Raw genomic sequence first — 15,669 nt, 5'->3', positions numbered from 1 at the left:
GTGCGATGCGGTGGTGTCGGTGGGCCACAATTTGCGTCAGGCGTTGCAAGGTCAGCGTTCCCCACTGCGACAGCCGGGACGGGGAGCGCTCGGCTCGCCATCAGCGGCCGTACGCCTCCAGCAGGCGCAGCCAGACCTCGCTGACGGTCGGGAATGCGGGAACGGCGTGCCACAACCGATCCAGTGGAACCTCGCCGACGACCGCGATCGTCGCAGCGTGCAGCAGTTCCGCGACGTCCGGACCGACGAGCGTGAAGCCGACGATCACCTTCCGGTCCTCATCGACGACCATCCGGGCGTGCCCCTGGTATCCCTCCGCGTGCAGGGCGGATCCCGCAACGGTGGCCAGGTCGTAGTCGACGACCCGGATCCGCAGCCTGGCGGCCTCGGCGGCGGCTGCGGTGAGTCCCACCGACGCGACCTCCGGGTCGGTGAAGACGACCTGTGGCACGGCGCGCTCGTCGGCGGTGGTGACGTGCCGGCCCCACCGGTCGTCCTCGACCGCTTCGCCCTTGGCGCGCGCCACGATGACGTCGCCGACCGCGCGGGCCTGGTACTTGCCCTGGTGGGTCAGCAGCACGCGCCGGTTGACGTCACCGGCGGCGTACAGCCACCCGTCGCCGACCAGCGTCCCGTTCTCGTCGATGACCCGCAATGTGTCATCGACCGTGAGCCAGGCACCGGGTTTCAGGCCGATCGTGTCGAGGCCGATGTCCTGCGTGTTCGGTGTACGGCCGATCGCGATCAGGACTTCGTCGGCTTCGACCTGCTCGCCATCGGTAAGCGTGATGCGCACTGTGCCGTCGCTGTCCCGGTGCACCGACGCGGTCTCGGCACCGAGGCGGACCGACACGCCGGCCTCCTCCAAGGACTTCGTGACACGCTCCCCGGCGAACGGCTCCGCGAGGGGCAGCACACCGTCACGGGCCAGCACCGTCACCACGGATCCGAGACTCGCGAACGCGGTCGCCATTTCCGAGGCCACCACGCCACCACCGATGACGGCGAGCCGGCCGGGAACCTCGCTCGCGGCTGCCGCTTCCCGGCTGGTCCACGGTGCGGCCTCGCGCAGCCCGGTGACGTCGGGGACCAGGGCGCTGCTTCCGGTCGCGACGACGACCGCGTGCCGGGCGGTGAGCGAGGTCGGGACGCCGTCCTCGCCGGTGATCTCGATGACCCGGTCGGAGCTGATGCGTCCCTGGCCGCGGTACAGCGCGATCCCTGCCGAGTCGAGCCAGGACACCTGTCCGTCGTCCGTCCAGTGCGAGGCGAAGGAGTCGCGACGGCGCAGCACGGCCGCCGCGTCCAGCTCACCCGTCACCGCCTCACGGGCTCCGGGCAGCTGGCGAGCCGCCCGGAGCGCGGTTGCGCTGCGCAGCAGTGCCTTGGTCGGCATACAGGCCCAGTAGGAGCACTCGCCACCGACCAGTTCCCGCTCGACGATGGCGGCGGTCAGACCGCCCTGCACGATCCGGTCGGCGATGTTCTCTCCCACCGGCCCTGCGCCGATGACGATGACGTCGTACGTGGTGTTGTCCATGTCAGTTTCCCTTCGCAGCGCGGCCGAGACGGATTGCCGAGATGAGGAAGAAGATGGCGCCGGGGATGGCATAGCCGATCGCGTTGGTCAGCGTCGGGTCGGCCGCGGAGGCACCTGCGATGAACGACCCGCCGGCGAGCACGGAGATGCCACCACTGATGATCATCGGCCACTGGCCGCCCATCTTGCGGCGGGTGACGGCCACGATGAGCTGGATCAGCCCGGCGACGATCGCCCAGGCACCCCACACGCGCAGGACCGCCGGGATGTCGGACGCGCTGGCGGCGGCCACGCCGGCCGCGGCGAGCAGGCTGACCGCGACGTTCGCATACAGCAGATTGGGCGATCCGGTGGTGCGCGAGGCGCGGGCGTCGATGATGGCGGAGGCCACATCGAACAGCGGGTAGAGCACGAGCAGGGTGACGGCGAGCGGGCCGAGGTGCTCGGCGGTCGTGAACATCACGAGGGCCCAGACGATGGCGAACGCGAAACGGACGAAGTACAGCCGCCGCAGCGTGGATGCCGTCGTCGAGATGCCGGGAGCGGCAACGGTGGTGGTCATGCTGTTCCTCTCGAAGGTTTCTGCGGGGGTTGCGACCAGCGGGTGCCGCGGTCGGGGACCTTCACTCTGGGAGACCGAACGTTCTGTCGCTGCCCACAATGACGCCTTCGTGGGAAGGAGTCAAGACCGAACGTTCTATCTCTATTGGTGTGCGATGAACGCAGCAAGCCAGATGGCGAGACCGAACGTTCTGTCGCTACCATCGGTCCATGGCGCGTACCGATACCGCAACCCGGCCGTCCGAGGCACGACTCCGGCTCCTGACCACCGCGACCAGGATCTTCTACGCAGAGGGGATCCACTCGGTCGGCGTCGATCGGATCATCGCCGAGTCACAGGTGACCCGGGCCACGTTCTATCGGCACTTCCCCGGCAAGGAGGATCTCGTCCTCACCTATCTGCAGGAGATCGACCGGGCCCTCCGCAGCCAGGTGGACACGGCCGTCGCCGGCCTTCTGCCCGGCGACGCCGTCCGCGCCGTCGGGGCGTGGATCGCCCAGGGCATCCAGTCCCCAGGCTTTCGCGGATGCGCCTTCCTCAACGCCGTGGCGGAGTATCCCGATCCCGACCACCCCGTGCACCGGGCCGTCCTCGCCCATCGGCAGTGGTTCCTCGACACGGTCAACACCTTGATGGCCGGCATCCACGAAACCGAGGCCGAGCCTGCCGCGCAACACTTCGTCATGCTCCGCGACGGCGCCATGGCAGCCGGCTGCCTTCTCGATCCGACACTGATCTGCGCGACGTTCCTCCGCGGCGTCGAGGGACTCGTCCGGACTCATGCCGCCCGCCAGCCATCCTGAGCGGCGGCCCGGAGCCGGATCTCCTGGCGACGAGCGCTGAACGCCGCCGACACCGTGCTGCGCACCTGACCGGCCGAAGGGAACCCTGATGCACGTCCTGCCCGAACTTGTTCACGGCATCGCCGAGGTCGAGGCCACCCCGCGCGGCATCCGGCCACACCGGCTACCCACCTGGGTACGGGAGCAATTCCCGGACGGACAGCTGCTGTCGATGGAGAGCCAGCCGTCCGGCGTACGCGTCGTGTTCCAGACGACAGCCAGCACCGTCGAGCTGGTGACCCACCCGACCCGGATCGCCTACGTGGGTGCCGAGCGGCCGCGCGGGCACATCGACGTCTACGCCGACGGCGCGCTCGCCGTTCGCGACGTGCTGACCGGCGGCGACCGGATCGAGGTCGACCTCGCCACCGGGCAGACCGCGTTCACACCCGGGCAGGCACACACGACCACGGTGGCCGGCCTGCCCACGGGCCGTCACCGGCTGGAGATCTGGCTGCCGCACAACGAGACCGTCGAACTGATCGAGCTGAGGGCCGACGCCCCGATCGAACCGGACGACATCGGACTGCCGCTGTGGGTGCACCACGGCAGCTCGATCAGCCACGGCTCGAACGCCCTGGCGCCCAGCGAGATCTGGCCGGCCGTAGCCGCCCGGCATGCCGGTGTCGAGCTGCGCAACCTCGGCCTGGGCGGCAGCGCGCTGGTCGATCCGTTCCTGGCCCGCGTGATCCGCGACGCACCGGCCGACTACATCAGTGTCAAGCTCGGCATCAACGTCGTGAACCTCGACGCGATGCGGCTGCGTGCCTTCATCCCAGCCGTCCATGGCTTCCTCGACACGATCCGCGACGGCCACCCGGAGGCCCCGTTGCTGTTGATCTCACCCCTGTTCTGCGCCATCCACGAGGAAACACCCGGCCCAGGCGCGATCGACCCTGTCTCGATCGGCACCGACCAGGTGCGTTTCATCGCGACCGGGACACCCGGGGACGTCACGCTGGGACGCCTGACACTCCAGGTCATCCGGCGCGAGCTGCGTTCGCTGGCCGATCGCCGCGCGGCCGACAAGAACCTGCACTACCTCGACGGCACCGCCTTGTACGGTCCGACCGACGCCGCCGAACTCCCGTTGCCCGACGACTTGCACCCGGGCCCCGAGGCCCACCAGCGCATCGGCACCCGGTTCGCCGAGTACGCCTTCACCGGCGCCGGCGCATTCGCCCGGTGACCGTCTCGACGGACCGCGGCTTGCCGATGGCGGCTCGGCGGCGTCCCTGACGAGGTCGGTCCGCATGGCGGCAGTCCCGCGGATCGTCCACCCCCGCGTCGCCGAGCATCATCGCGACGCGTCCGCTCAGCGCCGACACGGGCGACCGGGCGCTGATCGAGGCCATCCGCACCGACGGGGTTCGTGTTCGATCGTGGCACCGTCCTCGACGGGGCTGGCGGCGCGAGGCGGTGGCCGCTCTCAGGCGGCCCGCGACGAGCGCCACACCGCCGTCGCGGGCGGCCTCGCGCACGTCGGCGGTACCGCTCATGGCGTTCACCGTGCACCCGGCGCTGCGGCCGGTCGGCGCGCGGCGCCGGTGCAGCATGTGTTACTCGATGTCCGAGAACAGCCCTGTGAACGTCACCTGCGTCCCCTGGAGCCCGCCGAAGACAGCAGCGGCAGCCGGCGCGGCCACCGCGGCGGAGGCGTCCTCGTAGCTTTCGAAGTACAGGTCGAGCGTTCGGTAGGCGGGCGTGGGCGTGCCGTCCTCCTTCGGCCACACCTTGGCCGACTCGACGCGCTGGAGCTTGGGCAACGACCTGGCGGCCGCCTGCACGTCGGCGTAGTCGCGCTCGAATGCATCGGGGTTCGCGGGGTTGTCGATGATCAACGTGATCTTGGTGGGCATGCGCTCTCCCTGCATGTTCCGCGTGTGTCGAGAAGAAGTCGTTCGACAGGTGGAATGAACGTTCTGTCGCCAGGAACGGTACCGACTCGCGGGACCACGTGCAAGACCGAACGTTCTATCTTGCTGTTACTCAGGTGACCCTGCTGGCCGAAATAACCACGTTGGCACCCCACACACTCCTGCCTGTTCCGAACTTCCAGGCCTGTCAGGCACACAACACGATCGTGGCCGGTCTCCGCTCACCCGGAGCAGGCGATCTGAACTTCCAGCCTTGCGCCGCGACATGCAGATCGCCGCCTGCGCGCTCCCTCGAACAGTTGCTGTCGACGTGCATCGCGGCCGGCGACCGTACACGCTCGCTCAAGATCAGCGCTAACGCGCCGCGGCTGCCCGTTCCAGCAGCTCTGCGGTGGCCGCCCATAGGCGCCGCTCGCGGTCGCGGTCGCGGGCGACGGGCTGTACCTCGGTCGGCTTCGTCTTCACCACGAACGCGCCGTCGCGCAGGTGCGCCCACTGCTCGCCGACGGCCATCGCGGCCAGCAGCGGCCCTGAGCGTTGTGGGGTCGATACACCTGGAACGTGACCCAGGGCACGACCGATTGCCTGGAACGCCTTGGGAGCGTCGCGGCCAAGCGCGGTACCCGGCATCCAGCCGGGCTCGAACACCGAAACGTTGATCCCGGCCCCGGCGTGGCGCTGCAGCTCGTGGGCGTAGTACAGGATCGCCAGCTTCGCGTTGGAGTAGGCGATCCCGGACTCGGTCATGCCCGGGTTCGTGTCGCCGCCGGCGGGACGGGCGAGCTCGACCGGGTCGGCCCACCTGGCCTCCGGCACGTGCAGCATCCGGCGCCACACGTTGGCGCTGTAGGTGTTCGAGCCGACCAGCACGGCCCGGGCCGGGGCGGTGAACGAGCCGAGCAGGTCACCGATGAGCTGCGCGTGCGCTAGGTAGTTGACGGCGAAGGTCATCTCGTAGCCGTCGGCGGAGGCCTGGCGGGTATCGGCCGACATGGCGCCCGCGTTGGCGACCACAGCACGCAGCGGGTGTACGGCGCCGGCGGCGAGCAGGTCGCCGACTGCGGCCGCGGCGGCGCGTACGTCGGCCAGGCGCGACAGGTCGCAGCCGATCTCGCGGACACGAGCGCCGCGCGCGCGGGCCTCGCCGGCGACCGCGGTCAGGTCCGGCCCGGCGCGGCCGACCAGCAGCAGGTCGGCGCGCCGCTCGGCCAGGGCGAGCGTCGCGTAGCGGCCCAGATTACGCGTCGGGCCGGTGATCAGAACGGTTCCGGGATGGATGGAAGTCATAGCCTCAGCCTGTAGGCTCGGCGCGGCGTCAGGCAGTCGTTCGGTTTTCGTAGGACTGCCAGGACCACGACAAGCCCAGGCGGCCTCGCGCAGACTGGACGCTGTGGAAGCGTGGGAGTTCGGCCGTACGATGCGCCGCTGGCGAGACCGGGTGGCACCCGAGAACGTCGGCGTGCCGGTCGGGCGACGCCGCCGGGCCAGCGGGCTGCGCCGCGAGGAGTTGGCCGCGCTCGCCGGCATCTCGACCGACTATCTGACCCGGCTCGAGCAGGGCCGTGCGACCGCGCCCTCAGCGCAGGTGGTCGAGGCCCTGGCTCGGGCACTGCGCCTGGCCGACACCGAACGTGACCTGCTGTACAGGTTGGCTGGGCACGCCCCACCCGGCCTGGACGTCGTGCCGTCGCGGGTCACCCCCAGCGTGCAGCGGCTGCTCGACCGGCTCGCACACACCCCGGTGGTCGTATACGACGCGACCTGGACCCTGATTGTGGCCAACGCGCCCTACGACGCGCTGATGGGCGACACGTCGACCTGGCACGGCCTGGAACGCAACACCGTCTGGCGCAACCTCGCCGGCCTGGCCACCCGGGTCGTACACACCCCGGTCGAGCAGGCCGACCATGAGGCCAGGCTCGTCGCCGACCTGCGCCTGACCGCCTCGCGTTACCCTGCCGACCACGCGCTGCGTCTGCTGATCGCCGAACTGGCCGGCAAGAGCCCGCGCTTCGCCGAACTGTGGGACACCGAGGCTCCGCCACTGTCCGACCCGTCGAAGCACAAGATCGTCGACCACCCGGCGGTCGGGCGCATCACCTTGGACTGCGACACACTTGTCGTCGCCCTGGACGATCTGCGCATCACGGTCTACACCGCCGAACCGGGCACCGAGGACGCCGAACGCCTCGCCCTTGCCGTCGTCCTGGGCACGCAGACCCTCGTCGAGTAGCCACCTCGCGGACGACAGCGAGTCGTGCAAAGTGGCGCTGATTGCCGGTTCGGTCGTCGCGGGGGTGCTGCTCGCGCTCAACATCGTTCTGGAGATCGACTCGCAGCGCAACCTGAATGCCTGCGCTTACCTACTCGTGTCCCTACTCGTGGCCGGGGCGGCACCGGCAGCTGTCGGCGCGTGGCTCGCCCAGTCGACAGCGGGGTCCGGCGCGGGGGCCTCGCAGCGATTGCGCACCGCTGCCGGCTGGATGCTGGTCGCCGGGACCGTCATCGCCGTCGTGCTGCTGGAGACGGACGTCTACTTCTGACCCCGGCATGCCGATGAGCTCCTCCACCTGCAGACGCGTACTCCGATCGCTGCGCGTCAAGCACCGTCAGAGCACCAGAGCCTGAATGGTCGGGATCCGGGTCAGGCTGGTTCAGATTCGGATTCGAGGCTCAGGCCTGCGGCGGCACCCGCCGGTCACCTCGTGAAGCCACCGCCGGGCACTGGGGCGGGCAGCGGGCCCGGGGGAAGGAGGGCCGTCAGGGCAGCTGCCGCGCGGGCGGGGGCCGCGGACTCCGGTTCGTCGATCAGGTGGCGCACAGGGTCGCGGACGCCGTCTGCGAGCGCGGGCCGCAGCGCCGCAGCGATGATGGCGGGCTGCCACCGCTCCTCGGTCAGCACCTGGGCCCGGCCGAGCCGGGCGAATCGGGCGGCGTTGTCCGGCCGGTCCGCGCCGTGCGCCAGGATGACCTGGGGCGCGCCCGCGAGCAAGGCCCGGACCGCGGTGCCAAGGCCGCCGTGATGCAGCACCGCCACCGCCCGCCGCATCACCGCCGGGAAGGACAGCCGGGGCTGCCACACGGTGCCGTCCGGCAGCCGGTCGGGCAGCAGTTCGCGGCGCGGGGCCACGACGGTGGCCGGGTGCCCGAGTTCGGCGACGCCCGCGAGCGCGACCCGATAGAACTCTGGATGCGGCGGCGGCCCGGCGCCGCCGGCGACGAGCAGCGGGCACTGCCCGCGGCGGTCGCCCGGGCCGGCGTCATCGGGGAATCCGGCGAGTCCGGCGTCGGCGAATCCGATGGCGTCGCCGGTGACGAAACCGGTCAGTTGGACACCTGCCGGTGCGGGGGTGCCGGCCCGGTCGAACCAGTCCGGCCACAAACCCAGCATCGGGTAGGCCGCACCGAGCCAGGACGCCCAGTCGGCCACCGGTGGCAGGCCCATCGCGGCCCGAACCGTGCTCACGGCTCCCGCCCGCCCGCCCCGTTCACCCAACGCAGCCTCCGGGGTGACCGTCAGCCGGCCCGGGGTCAGGGCCACCCACGCCGCGGGTGCGTTGAGAAACTCCGCGGCGATCAGTACCGGCAGCGCCGACCCGGGCGTTCCCACCAGCACCGTCGCGTACAAATGGTGGTGCCGGGCGAGCAGGACGACCTCGTGGCGCAGCTGGTCCGCTCCATATTCCCGACCGGCCGTGTCCTCGGTGTCAATCGCGGCGAACCCGATGCCGGCCCGGCGCGCCACCGCGGCGAACGAGGCGTGGCTGACCAGGATCGCCTCGTGGCCCGTCGCGACCAGTTCGGCGCCGATGCGCACGAATGGCAGGACATCACCGGCGGTGCCGCGGGTCGTCAGCAGAAAGCGTCCCAATTGAGCCCCTCCACGGTGTACGTCCGTCATGGTGGTGGGTCGGCACGCCGCCGCGACACCACCGAAGATGCAGATTCGCGGGCCCGCGCGGTCAGCCACCGTCCGCAAGGTCGGTGCGCCGTGGATCTTCGATTCCTTGACGGCAGCCTCGGACGAATCGGTCGGCAGGGCTTGTGTACTAGGGTTGCCCGGCGAGTAGCAGACCAGGCGGTGGCTGGTCTGCGGGGTGGTTGAAAAGGGGAGGTGTCGCGAAATCGGCGCCTCGCAGGTCGACGGTGCCGCCACTGAACTGCGCATCGGCGGAACTGACCGCAGCCAGGAACTGCGCGCGTTCGAGGTGAAGTACTCCGCCGGTGAATCGCGCGCCTTCGAAAGATGCTGGCCCCACGCCTCATCCCAGATGGGCGAGGGTGATGGTTCCGACCGCGATGCCGGCCGCGAAGGAGACTCGGTCGCCCTTGAAGGCGACGGCCTCCACGGGGTCCAGAGTGGCCTGCATCGCGATCGTGGCACCGCTGGTGGCGGCCCAAATCCGAATCGTGGCGTCGGCGCTGCCTGAGACAATCGTTGCGACGTCGCCGATCCGACCTGTCGCAAGCGCGTAGACGGGACCGCTGTGCCCGGTCAGTGGGTTTCCGATTGGTGCGCCGGTTGCGGCATCCCACAGCCGCAGCGTTTTGTCTTCGCCGCCGGTGACAATTACGTCGCGGTCGCCGACGCGGCTCATCACCACCGCGTAGACGGGCCCATCGTGGCCGCGCAGCGGATCGCCGATCGGTGTGCCGGCGGTCGCGTCCCACACCTGCGCCGTGCCGTCCTTGCTTCCGGACACGATCACGTCAAGCCCACCGATTCGCCCCACCGCCACCGTCCCGGCAACATCAGTGTGGCCAGCGAGCAGGTCACCGATCGGCGTACTGGCAACTACATCCCAGACTCGCACAGTCCCGTTATGGTCTCCGAACGTGTCTCGAAAGCCGAAGCTGCCAGTGCTGCCAGTGACGATGACGTCGCGATTGCGGACTCGGCCGATCGCGACGCCAAAGATCGCTCCCGTGTGGTCAATGAGCGGATCGCCGATCGACGCGCCCGTCGCCGCATCCCAGATTCGCACCATGCCGTCGCCATAATTGTCGTAATCGGCCATGTATTCGGTCGCCGCGCTCCCGGAGACGACGACATCGCGGTGACCGATTCGCCCGGTAGCCACTGCACGGACAGGGACGTACTGGGAAAGCGGCTCGCCGGCGGCACTACCGGTAGCCGCATCCCACAACCGCACCGTTCCGTCGTCACTGCCGGACACGATCACCTCGCGGGCACCGATCCGTCCCGTCGCCACCGACTTGACCAAGCGGGTGTGGCCAGAGATTGGGCCGCCGGCGAGTTCGGCAGATGTGGCGTCCCACCAACGCACCGTATTGTCATTGCCACCGGAGATGATCACCTCACGGTCACCGATGCGCCCCATCACGACCGCGCTGATTGCATCGGTGTGGCCAGCGAATGGATCGCCGATCGGCTTGCGAGTGGTCGCGTCCCACCGCCGCACCATGCCGTCATCGCTGCCGGAGACGATCATGTCAAGGTCGCCGATGCGCCTTGTCGCAACCGCAAGGACCCGGCCAGTGCCGGGTGTGCGTAGCGCATACAACTTGTTGCGGGTCGCCGCGTCCCACACCACCACTTCGCCGTCATGCAGCTCTTGATCGAGCGAGTTGTCGCTGATTACGCCGCCGGAGACGATGACGTCGCGGTCGCCACTCCGCCCCATCGCCACCGCATTGACCGACCCGGACATGTGCTCGAGCGGCCCACCGACCGGCATGCCGGTTGCTGCGTCCCAGACCCACACGGTTCCGAATCCGCTACCAGCGACGATGAGGTCGCAGTCGCCCACCCGCCCTACGGCCACCGCAAGAACCCCCTCTGGAGGGATTGGATCGAGGTGGCCGACGAGCGGGTCGCCGACCGGTGTTCCGGTGGCGATGTCCCACATGCGCACCGTGGCGTCTTCGCTGCCCGAGACGACGATGTCGCGGTCGCCGGCCCGGCCGACCGCCACGGTGTTCACCGGGTGGGTGTGGCCGGTTAGGGGATCGCCGATCGGTTTGCCGGTCGCAGCATTCCACAACCGCACCGTAGCGTCCTTGCCGCCGGAGACGACCACATCGAGGTCGCCAGACCGCGCAATCACAACCGCGCGGACAGGACCCTCGTGACCGGTCAACGGATCCCCGATTGGTGTTCCCGTTGCGGCATCCCAGATGCGCACCGTCCCGTGGTCGCCGGACACCACCACCTCTCTGCCACGGATGCGTCCGAGCGCCAATGCCCATGCCTGGAGGCCAGCAAGGGTCTGATAGGCCCGGCCACGTGAATGGGCCCACCCGATCAGTGGTTGGCCAGTTCGACGATAGCGGCGAGTGAGTTCCGGCAGGCCCAGGTGGGCGCAGGTGAGCGCGAGCAGTCCGGCCCGTGGCGCCCCAGGTTCGAGCGTACGGGCCCGCCCCGCCAACATTTGCAGTGCCGCCGCCACCGCCGCACTCTCGCCGGCAAGGTCGGCGGGCAACACGGCCAGGAGCCGGGTCAGCTCGGCAACGCTGGGGTAGACGGGATCGGCGAGCAACTCTCCAAGCCGACCCGCGGCCTGGGCGTGGTTGGCCGCGAACGTTCTCGCGTAATCCCCAGCGTCCTCCCACCCACTCGGGGTCGCTGGCACCAGGCAGCCCAGGATCTTCGCCTCATCGACTAGCCGGGGCCGGTCATGGAGAAGCTCGTCGGCGAGAGCCTGGTGGAATAGGCGGGTAACCCGCCCCTGCTCCACGGTGGACGATTGGAGGAGGTAGTCGGCGGCTGCGCCGTGGCGCAGCATCCCCAGGTATGCCGCGCTGACTGGGAAACCCAGCGCAGAGGCGAAGGCGGTCCATTGGTCATCATCGACCCCGATACCGCGGGCGTAGGCCAGCGCAGTGAGCAGGCCTCGGACATTCTCTCGTTCCACAGGCGGTAGCTGGTTGAGGTACTTAGCCAGCGCCTCGCCGACGCTGGCAGGCAGGCTGCTTGGCTTAAACCCCGGCGCGCTCGGGTCAACGACCTCGTTATGTCGGGACAGGGGGTCGGCGGTCAGCGCCGCCACCAGGTAGTTCCGCCCGGCCCGCCCCGCGACCGCCATAGCCAGCCGCCCCACGAGTTCCGCGTCCGTCCGGTAGCGCCGCCACGCCCCCGCACCCGGCGCCGGCGCCGTCGCCCCGTCCTGGCGAAGCACCGCGGACGCGAACTCGGCCAAGTCGAGCGGTTCGAAGAACCGATTGTTGTCCAGGTCGACCAGGTTCACGTTGCTGTCCCGCCCGACGCCGAGTCGGGATAGTAGAGCAGACGGACCGAACCGGTTTGCCTCGTCTGTGGCAAGTGCCCGGGTGGCGACCACAACCCGGAACGCGGGCAGAGCGCCCAGCGCAGCCAGGGCATCGGCCAGGCTGTCGCGCTCGTTGGTGCTGGCCGCCTCGTCGAGCGCGTCGACGACGATCCGCCAGATCCCGCCCGATGGTGGCGTGGCCTGAGAGATACGGTCGAGCATGTCGGAGATCGTCTCAGCCGCTCTGGTGTGGGTGGTGACAGCGATAGCGTGCAGTAGGTCGGCCAGGGTGGCCGTCCGGGCGTGGAAGACCAGCCCGAGCTCCCGGTCCTCGGCCAGCCCCGCTGGTTCGAGGGCAAGGGCGACGCGAGCGACCACGGCAGACTTGCCGGCGCCGGGCTGGCCGGTCACCACCAGGACCTGTCCTGGAGGCCGCTCGACCTGCAACCAGTCACCGATCGCCTTCAAGGCGCGGACACGCCCCTTGAACAGGTCCCCGCCTCGGGCCAGCGCCCGCTGACCCCGGGCGCGGAGTTGGATGTGCTCCCGTACCACTTCGGCACCCGCCCGTCCGGCGTTGGCGCCCGCATACACCCACCCGGTACTGGACTTTCCAGCCAGTCCTGCAGGCAGGGGCCGCTGACCCAGCAAGATCCCCACGAGCTCCCGTACGCCGTCAGCGGTCAGCTCGTCCACCGCAACGAGCGCGTTCTGCCCCAGGTTGAACAGCTCCGGCACGTACACCGCCACCCCGCCGGGGAGCAGAACGGGCAGGACCTTGCTCGCCCTCTCCCGGCCGTCGTAGATGATGTCGCGCAATCGGCGGGCCTCCCAATGCACGCCGCGTCCCTCGTCCTCCGGAAGGTGCTGCGGACTGTCCGCGCGGCGCTTGTAGGCGGCAGAGACGACAACCAACACGAAGTCGGCCAGCTTGATCTGGTCTAGGCACCATCCTGGCCAGTCCCGTTCGCGGTCTTGGCCGACCTCCTCGGCGTGGACCTGGTCCAGAACGGCGTCGATGCCGGCTTCGACGAGCAGGTCTCGCAGCTGTCGCACCTGGGCCTTGTGAGTGTCGCTCTCCTGCGCGTACGACAGGAATACCCGTGGCATCACCGCCCCCATCCGCAACGGCGCAACAGCCACCGCACCCCGCTCCCCTCCAACCCTCGCGACTATCCGCCATGATGCCAACCATCGACGAACCCGCGCCAGCAGCCAAATGGCCGGCCGGTTCCGACCTTCCCGCCCGGCCTCGCGAATCAGGGGGGACCAGCACCGCCGCAATCAACGCGCGGAGCAGACCGAGGTCGAATGATGCTCGTCGGTTGGAATTCAAGTCCCAGTGCAATCGGCAGTGGTGTTGGGCCGAGGGTGTGGGAGGTTCGTCCCGGCAGTCACACCGATCTCCGCGGCCTCAGATTAGGTCCGGCACAGCCAAGATGCCGGACCTTGGGCAGTACTGCAGCACACGCCTCAGCGGCCAAGACCGAATCGGCGACGCCTCAGCGCGGCGGTATCGACCCGCCCTCACCGCCTGGCACGACCCGTACGCCAACCCGCCACGCATCGCGACCCTCGGGCCCGTCCACGAACCCGCCGACAGCACCATCCGAGTCGCCACCGTCCGCACCCGCCGTTGGCTCGGCCACAAGCCGGCCTGATCACGCTGTCGAGTAGCGCAACAGAGCCGGTCGGCGCTTACCTGTGGCGGTGAGCGAGGTTAGGGGTCCGACCCAGGGTCCCGGCAAAGGGCGAGTCTTCGCCAACCACCTCAAGCCGGACAGCCATCACGACTTTGCCGGGGCCCTGCCGGCGTGGGTCAGCCAACCTGGCCGCGGTGCGCGTGCTGCGGGTTTCGAACCGGATGCAACACCTGCCCGATCTGCTATTGGACCGACGACGGCCGCAGCGAAGCGCACGCCGAGGCGGTGGCAGGCAGCCGCAACGGCGACCTGAGTCTCGCCGATGCCCGGCTCAACTACAGCATCTACGGCGCCAGCACGCCCCGCTACCAACACCTGGTGCGCCCACCCCGCGACGACGAACGACCCTGACGCAGCGATCGACACCCGGACGAGGCCAAACCTTCCTCCGAGAGGCAGTCCCACACGTCCGTGGCGGCATTTCCTCGCGGTTCGGGGTCAGCCGACGCCCTGGCAGGGGCGGCCGTCGATGACGCACGCGGTCGGGGTCGCGTCCAGCAGCGCAGCCCCACTGACCCGGAACGACACGGTGACGGACGTGCCCGCACCGACCTGTGCGGTGGTGGAGACGGGGATGAATGTCCACACGGCACCGTCCCGGGTGACCGTCGCCCCGGCGACGTCCGTGACGTTGAGCGTGCTGCGCGGCAGGGTCAGCGTCACCGTCCAGCCGTTCACCGGCGCCGTGCCCAGGTTGGTGATCGCCACCGTGGCCTGGTAGCCGGCGAGGCCGCCGTCGGCCCCCTTGGTGAACCTGGCGGTCAGCGGCACCGGCGCGGCGGTCCGGGACCCGCTCGGGGTGCTCGGCCCCGGTGTCGGCTTCGTCGAGCGGCTCGGCGACGCGGTGACCGACGCCGAGGGTACCTGCTGGGCAGAGCCTCTCGGGTGGCCGGCGGCCGACGGCGGCGACCCGGCCGCGGGCGTCGACCGCACAGGCGGCCACACGAACGCCGCGACGAGCACCGCCGTGCCGAGCAGCGTGGCGAAGGCGCCGGCGATCAACCCCAGCACGACCGACATGTCCGCGCCACGCAGCAGGCGGCGGAGGCCACCCGGCGCGTTGGCCAGTTTGTCCAGCACCATGACCGGCATGCTCCGACGCTCCTTCACAATTCCCACAGCCCGCTGAGGACCTTGCCGAGCAGCTGTTCGGACGGCTCGTCGGCGGAGCGCTCGGCGCCGGTCACGACGAGCCCGTTGGCCTGTAGGTCGGCCAGGAGCACGCGGGCGGTGCTCACCGGCAGCCCGAGGTGGACGGCCACCTCGGCAACCGAGACTGGATGGGCGCACAGCCGCAGGATCTCGGACTGCTCCGGGGAGAGGTCCTCCAGGCCGGTCGGCGCCGGCCCGACGGTCACGACGGTGGCCAGGTCGAGGCCGTCGGTGTTCATGGCGACCCGGCCGCGGGTCACCGCGTACAGGCGGACCACCGGACCGGCATCCGCGTCGTACCAGACCTCGTCGGCAAGATCGGGCATGATCTGTACGGTCACCGGATGCCGCCAGGCGTCAGACCGGTCCCGGCGAGTACTCGAGCGGCCCGGTCGGCGGTCTCGGCGATCGGCCCGTTCACCGCCTCCGGGTCCGTTGCGGCGCTGAACGTGACGGCGAGCAGCGCGCCGTCGCCGGCCGGCTCGACGGCGAGCAGGACGTGCTCCATCTCGACGACGGTGCGCAGGGCGGTGCCGCCGTGCAGCTGACGACCGGCCGCAACGGCGAGGGCGTGCAGGGCTGCCGCGGCCGCCGCGACGAAGGCGCCGGACTCCGTGGTGACCGCCTGGGAGGTGGCCAGCGGCAGCCCGTCGGGCGACAGGAGCACGGACAGGTCCGCGGCGGGCACCTGCTCGACGAGGTCGTCGAGCAACCGATGCAGGTCGGTGGCGGATGCCAGCGCGGTCTGCGTCATGGTCTTTCCT

General features: G+C 70.0%; 15 protein-coding genes. 5 read left to right on the top strand and 10 right to left on the bottom strand.

The annotated features are described in order from the left end of the window. Positions 1–100: 100 nt before the first annotated feature. Together AB0K00_RS31135 and AB0K00_RS31130 are read right to left on the bottom strand one after the other, a co-directional pair. A complete protein-coding gene (locus AB0K00_RS31135; RefSeq protein WP_363527417.1) occupies positions 101–1,540 on the bottom strand; it encodes an NAD(P)/FAD-dependent oxidoreductase in 1,440 nt (479 codons plus the stop codon). A gap of 1 nt (position 1,541) precedes the next feature. After that, positions 1,542–2,102, bottom strand: a complete 561-nt coding sequence (locus tag AB0K00_RS31130) for a hypothetical protein (protein WP_363527414.1) — start codon at positions 2,100–2,102, stop codon at positions 1,542–1,544. Between the two features lie 209 nt (positions 2,103–2,311). Between AB0K00_RS31130 and AB0K00_RS31125 the strand changes: the two genes are divergently transcribed. After that, positions 2,312–2,905 (top strand): TetR/AcrR family transcriptional regulator, encoded by a 594-nt coding sequence (locus AB0K00_RS31125; protein WP_363527411.1) that lies wholly within the window; start codon positions 2,312–2,314, stop codon positions 2,903–2,905. Between the two features lie 88 nt (positions 2,906–2,993). Beyond that, positions 2,994–4,133: a GDSL-type esterase/lipase family protein gene (locus AB0K00_RS31120; protein WP_363527408.1), complete on the top strand. Its 1,140-nt coding sequence runs from the start codon at positions 2,994–2,996 to the stop codon at positions 4,131–4,133. Here the strand turns inward: AB0K00_RS31120 and AB0K00_RS31115 are convergent. The 3 genes from AB0K00_RS31115 to AB0K00_RS31105 form a co-directional block, all read right to left on the bottom strand. Next, entirely contained in the window at positions 4,105–4,500 is a 396-nt protein-coding gene (locus tag AB0K00_RS31115) for a hypothetical protein (RefSeq protein WP_363527405.1), read from the bottom strand. The two genes, AB0K00_RS31120 and AB0K00_RS31115, sit on opposite strands and share 29 nt — an antisense overlap. 3 nt (positions 4,501–4,503) lie before the next feature. Next, positions 4,504–4,803 (bottom strand): hypothetical protein, encoded by a 300-nt coding sequence (locus AB0K00_RS31110; protein ID WP_363527402.1) that lies wholly within the window; start codon positions 4,801–4,803, stop codon positions 4,504–4,506. A gap of 372 nt (positions 4,804–5,175) precedes the next feature. After that, positions 5,176–6,108, bottom strand: a complete 933-nt coding sequence (locus AB0K00_RS31105; protein WP_363527399.1) for an SDR family NAD(P)-dependent oxidoreductase — start codon at positions 6,106–6,108, stop codon at positions 5,176–5,178. A gap of 130 nt (positions 6,109–6,238) precedes the next feature. Here AB0K00_RS31105 and AB0K00_RS31100 point away from each other — a divergent pair, with 130 nt between their 5' ends. Both AB0K00_RS31100 and AB0K00_RS31095 read left to right on the top strand, forming a co-directional pair. Beyond that, positions 6,239–7,054: a helix-turn-helix transcriptional regulator gene (locus tag AB0K00_RS31100; protein ID WP_363527493.1), complete on the top strand. Its 816-nt coding sequence runs from the start codon at positions 6,239–6,241 to the stop codon at positions 7,052–7,054. A gap of 31 nt (positions 7,055–7,085) precedes the next feature. Then, positions 7,086–7,364: a hypothetical protein gene (locus AB0K00_RS31095; RefSeq protein WP_363527396.1), complete on the top strand. Its 279-nt coding sequence runs from the start codon at positions 7,086–7,088 to the stop codon at positions 7,362–7,364. A gap of 155 nt (positions 7,365–7,519) precedes the next feature. Here AB0K00_RS31095 and AB0K00_RS31090 read toward each other — a convergent pair whose 3' ends face one another. Continuing rightward, complete coding sequence (locus tag AB0K00_RS31090; RefSeq protein WP_363527393.1) at positions 7,520–8,692, bottom strand: nucleotide disphospho-sugar-binding domain-containing protein; 1,173 nt, start codon at positions 8,690–8,692, stop codon at positions 7,520–7,522. Between the two features lie 391 nt (positions 8,693–9,083). Further along, positions 9,084–13,193: a TIR domain-containing protein gene (locus AB0K00_RS31085; RefSeq protein ID WP_363527390.1), complete on the bottom strand. Its 4,110-nt coding sequence runs from the start codon at positions 13,191–13,193 to the stop codon at positions 9,084–9,086. 671 nt (positions 13,194–13,864) lie between these two features. On the opposite strand from AB0K00_RS31085, the gene AB0K00_RS31080 reads away from it, so the two are divergent. Beyond that, complete coding sequence (locus AB0K00_RS31080; protein WP_363527387.1) at positions 13,865–14,104, top strand: CPCC family cysteine-rich protein; 240 nt, start codon at positions 13,865–13,867, stop codon at positions 14,102–14,104. Positions 14,105–14,191: 87 nt separating this feature from the next. Here AB0K00_RS31080 and AB0K00_RS31075 read toward each other — a convergent pair whose 3' ends face one another. Genes AB0K00_RS31075 through AB0K00_RS31065 form a run of 3 tightly spaced genes read right to left on the bottom strand, consistent with a single transcriptional unit; the run spans position 14,192 to position 15,659 of the window. Further along, positions 14,192–14,845: a cellulose binding domain-containing protein gene (locus AB0K00_RS31075; RefSeq protein WP_363527384.1), complete on the bottom strand. Its 654-nt coding sequence runs from the start codon at positions 14,843–14,845 to the stop codon at positions 14,192–14,194. A 14-nt stretch (positions 14,846–14,859) separates the two neighbouring features. After that, on the bottom strand, positions 14,860–15,231 hold the full coding sequence (locus AB0K00_RS31070; protein ID WP_363527381.1) for a DUF742 domain-containing protein: 372 nt from the start codon (positions 15,229–15,231) through the stop codon (positions 14,860–14,862). An 11-nt stretch (positions 15,232–15,242) separates the two neighbouring features. Further along, positions 15,243–15,659, bottom strand: coding sequence for a roadblock/LC7 domain-containing protein (locus tag AB0K00_RS31065; protein ID WP_363527378.1), 417 nt, complete (start codon positions 15,657–15,659; stop codon positions 15,243–15,245). Positions 15,660–15,669 lie beyond the last annotated feature (10 nt).

It is taken from the genome of Dactylosporangium sp. NPDC049525 (assembly GCF_040676755.1).
GTDB lineage: Bacteria > Actinomycetota > Actinomycetes > Mycobacteriales > Micromonosporaceae > Dactylosporangium.
The sequence above is the reverse complement of the archived record's forward strand: the minus strand, read 5'-3'. Positions and strand labels throughout refer to the sequence as shown.